Source organism: Moorena sp. SIO2C4 (genome assembly GCF_010672485.1).
Lineage (GTDB): Bacteria > Cyanobacteriota > Cyanobacteriia > Cyanobacteriales > Coleofasciculaceae > Moorena > Moorena producens.
Map to the genome: position 1 here is coordinate 1 of NZ_JAAHGN010000662.1, position 4,225 is coordinate 4,225.

Here is a 4,225-nt window from a genome sequence, read left to right on the forward strand (position 1 = left end):
ATAAAGGTAACTCTGAGACTACTTGTTGGGGATTTTCCACAATTGCTGATAACAAGTTTTGGAAATGAGTGGCCATCCGTTTAATAGTAGACCCATCAAATAAGTCCGTGTTGTACTCCCATATACCCACCAATCCTATCTCTGTTTCTGTCATTGACAGGGTTAAATCAAACTTAGCAATAGTACTGTGTTGATTTAATTCACTCAAGGTTAGATCTGGTAAGTCTAATTTCCCCATCGGTGCATTCTGCAGCACAAACATCACCTGGAACAGGGGGGCATGACTTAATGACCGTTGGGGCTGTAATGCTTCGACCACCTGTTCAAAAGGTACATCCTGATGTTCATAAGCGTTGAGTGTGGTTTCCCTGACTTGCCTGAGCAACTGGGAAAAACTGGGATTATGTTCAAAACGAGTTCTCAACACCAAGGTATTGACAAAGAAGCCAATTAGTGGCTCTATTTCACGGCGGTTGCGATTGGCTATCGGTGAACCAATTAAAATATCAAATTGTCCACTGTAACGATACAGTAAGGTGGCAAACGCTGCCTGCAGGGTCATAAATAAGGTACTACCTGCGTTCACAGACAACTGTTGCAGCTTCTGGGTTAGTTCAGCGGTTAAAGTAAAACTTTCACTACTCCCCTGGTAACTCTGAACATGGGGACGAGGACGGTCTGTTGGCAGTTGTAATAATTCTGGAGCATCAAATAATGCCTGTTTCCAATAATTGATTTGGGTTTCATTGATTTCCCCACTTAACCATTGTCTTTGCCAAAGGGCAAAGTCGGCATATTGAATCGGTAATTGAGGTAAGGGGGATGGAGCTCCTACACAAAAGGCTTGATATAAACTTGAGAGTTCTTCGATTAATATTCCCCTCGACCAACCATCAGAGATTATGTGGTGCATGGTCAGCACTAACACATACTCACTGGTGTCTAGTTGCCATAATTTACAACGGATTAATGGTGCTATCTCTAGGTCAAAGGGGGTTGTTGCTTCCTGTTGTACAAGTTGCTGTAAGATAGTTTCCCGTAAGGGTTCTGGGTATTGTTGTAAGTCCACCACATTGATGTTAATGGTGCTGTCGGGGTGAATTACCTGTGTTGGTGTGCCATTAATAGTGGAGAAACTTGTCCGTATTACTTCGTGACGACTGATTATTTCTGATAAGGCTTGTTCTAGGGCGTTAATGATCAAGTTGCCAGTGATTCTAAAGGCTGCTGGTATGTTATAAGTGACACTAATTCCTTCTAGTTGGTTGAGGAACCACAGTCTTTTTTGAGCCGATGATAGGGGTAATTGTTCACTATCGGTTCTTGGTTGAATCAAAGGAAGACTTAATTGGTTTTCTGTGGTCAGTAATTGGGTTAATTTCGGCGAAATAAGAGCGATTGTCGGGCTTTCAAATACTTGTCTTAGGGGTATTTCTCTGTTGAAGGTTACTCGCAGTTGGGAAATTAATTGAGTGGCAAGTAGAGAATGTCCTCCGATTTCAAAGAAGTTGTCATGTATTCCTACATCTTTCACTCCTAGAACCAGAGCGAAGATGTTGGCGATTATTTCTTCGGTTGGGGTGCGTGGTGCTACGTATTCAGGCTGGGATAAAGTTTTCTGCCACTGGCCTACGACATTCAAACTCCCTTCTAAAAATCCTTGCTTACAAGCACGCCGTTGAATTTTACCACTAGACGTCTTAGGAATACTCCCCGTCTTCAACAAAACCACCCCATCAACGTCTAATTCATGTTCTGTTGATACGGCGATTTGAATTTCTCTAACTACCTCATCTGTGTTCAGCTTCCGTAGGTAAGTTCGTTCCACCTCACCAGCAACCACCAAGCGTTCCTCTCCTTCTCTCTCCACAGAAAAGGCAGCACTACAATGACTTCGTAAAGCAAGATGGCTGTTTTCAACTGTTAATTCAATATCTTGGGGATAATGATTGCGACCTCTAATTATAATTAGATCCTTTAGTCTTCCTGTAACAAACAGTTCCCCCTTACTAGAAAATCCTAAGTCCCCTGTACGTAAAAAAGGTCCATCCCCTGTATCTTTCAAGTAAGCTTGAAACGTTTTTTGTGTGGCTTCGGGGCGATTCCAATACCCAGAAGCTACACTGCTACCGCTAACCCAAATTTCCCCAATTTCTTCAGAAGCACTACGACAACAGGTTTGTGGATTAACAATTATAACTTTGGTATCAATCTCACTTCTACCACAACCAACAATAGTTCGTTTTTCTAAATGTTTCTCATCAGCAAATTCTACAACGTAATTTTGTTCTAGAGCAGTGGCATCAATATGATAGTAAATCGGCTTATCTTTAGCGCGTACAGCAGAAATCTTTAGAGTTGCTTCTGCCATGCCATAAGCGGGACAGAAAGCCCTTTTGTTGAATCTACTGACTTCAAAAACTTGTGCAAACTTCTCTAAAACATCGGCTCCAACAGGTTCTGCTCCATTAAGAGCCATGCTCCAACTACTGAGGTCTAGCTGATTCCTTTGTTCTGGAGTTGTTTTTTCGACACACAGTGCATAAGCAAAATTAGGTGCGCCACTATGAGTCCCTCCGTAATCAGAAATCGCCTTTAGCCAGCGAATCGGTTTTTGTATGAAGGACGCTGGTGGCAGCATAATACATTTGCATCCCTTGTATATGGCTTGGAGCATCCCGTATATGAGTCCCATATCATGGAATGTTGGGAGCCAAGTTACAATTACACTATCCGAGTTATGCTCCCATCCGCGATCTAGGTCTGTGGAATTTTGGATCAGATTCCCATGAGTAACCATTACCCCTTTGGGTGTTCCTGTAGAACCGGAAGTATATTGCAAAAACGCCAAACTCGACCGCTTTATTGATTTAGGTACAAACTCGCCCCGATTAGTTTCAATGGTATCTGTAGCTACCCACTTCAAGTCGGATGATAACTCAGGTTCCCGTTCCCACCTTCGATCAATGTCAGCCAATATTGATGTAGTTGTAAGTGCTAGCTTCGCTTGGGCATCATTGGCAATAGAAAGCAAGCGAGACAACTTTTGATTACGCCTGGGAGGATAAACCGGAACGGCGACTACCCCAGCATATAAGCATCCAAAGAAAGCACTAATGAACTCTAATCCAGAAGGGTATAACAATAAAGCTCGTTCTCCTGGCATTGATTGGAGATGAGATGCGATCGCTGTTGCTTGTCTATCTAATTCGCCGTAGGTAAGACTTCCTGAGGGGGTTTCTCCGTTTTGCAGAAAGATATAAGCAAGCTGATTAGGCATAGTACGCGCTCTATCGCCTAATAAATCAACTAAACTCAAGAATTTCGACTCCCCATTGGGGAAATAATTTACACAACTCGCCACTCTGCTACTCCCAATACAAGCAGTTCAAAAAATTCAGATACCAAGAATTCTTTAATCAAGTTGTCAGTCCAAAGTCAAGCCAAAGAACTAGTTGAATTATTTAGCTTACTCACGGCTCGTAACTTGGCTGCGTTTGTGTTCGACCCAGGTGCTTATTAGGTCAAGGTATTACCACCTTACTAAGGGCGATAAGTGAGTGATTGTGCGTTGAAAGTGAGAGCATCGAATTAGGTTATATAGTAAGACAAAACGATCAGGCAAATTAATCGAGCAATTTAGCTTTTAGTGCTCAAGGTAGAGCTGGCAAATCCCTAGTATTCGTGTTCTGCGTACGCCATTATTGCCAAGTCGTTAGGAAACCAATATTATTCTAAATAGTACTTTGGGAGAGGTGTTTGCTTGTGAAACAAAACTTTACAAAAATTAGCCCATGTTTACGATATTTATAGGGCTCTTCCAGAGTGACTATGCCGTCGTGTTAGTTAAAACAACGAAGGATTGGCAAGACTGGGATGATCATCTTAAGAGACTGGAACAACTCCATACTTCAGGTAACTATGACGGGGTTAAATACCAGGTAGTTTTTCGATTAGTTGATGCCGCTGATTATGGCATTACTCAACAGCGGTAACGGGTGTTCGTTGTTGGCATCAAAGAAGAGTTAACTTTCCCTAAGTCTTTCCCGAAAAAAAACCTTTTATTGATAGCTTGTCGATTAGATTAAATTAAAATTCAAAAAAAATAGCCGTAGAAATAATATCCACAGGTGCGACCCTCAGGTCGCACCTGAGGTAAACAGAATTTTTTCCCTGTTCCCGTCTTGATCCCAAGCGCGAGTGGGGGAAACCACGGCAGACCGCG

Annotated in this window: 2 protein-coding genes; one reads left to right on the forward strand and one right to left on the reverse strand. The window is 42.4% G+C overall.

From position 1 onward, the window contains the following. Positions 1-3,364 (reverse strand): condensation domain-containing protein (locus F6K20_RS26705; protein ID WP_287296656.1); only part of this gene is annotated, 3,364 nt, incomplete at its 3' end. A 475-nt stretch (positions 3,365-3,839) separates the two neighbouring features. On the opposite strand from F6K20_RS26705, the gene F6K20_RS26710 reads away from it, so the two are divergent. Then, positions 3,840-3,995 carry a hypothetical protein gene (locus F6K20_RS26710; protein ID WP_287296658.1) on the forward strand — a complete coding sequence of 52 codons (156 nt, stop codon included), beginning with the start codon at positions 3,840-3,842 and terminating at the stop codon, positions 3,993-3,995. The last annotated feature ends 230 nt before the right edge of the window (positions 3,996-4,225 follow it).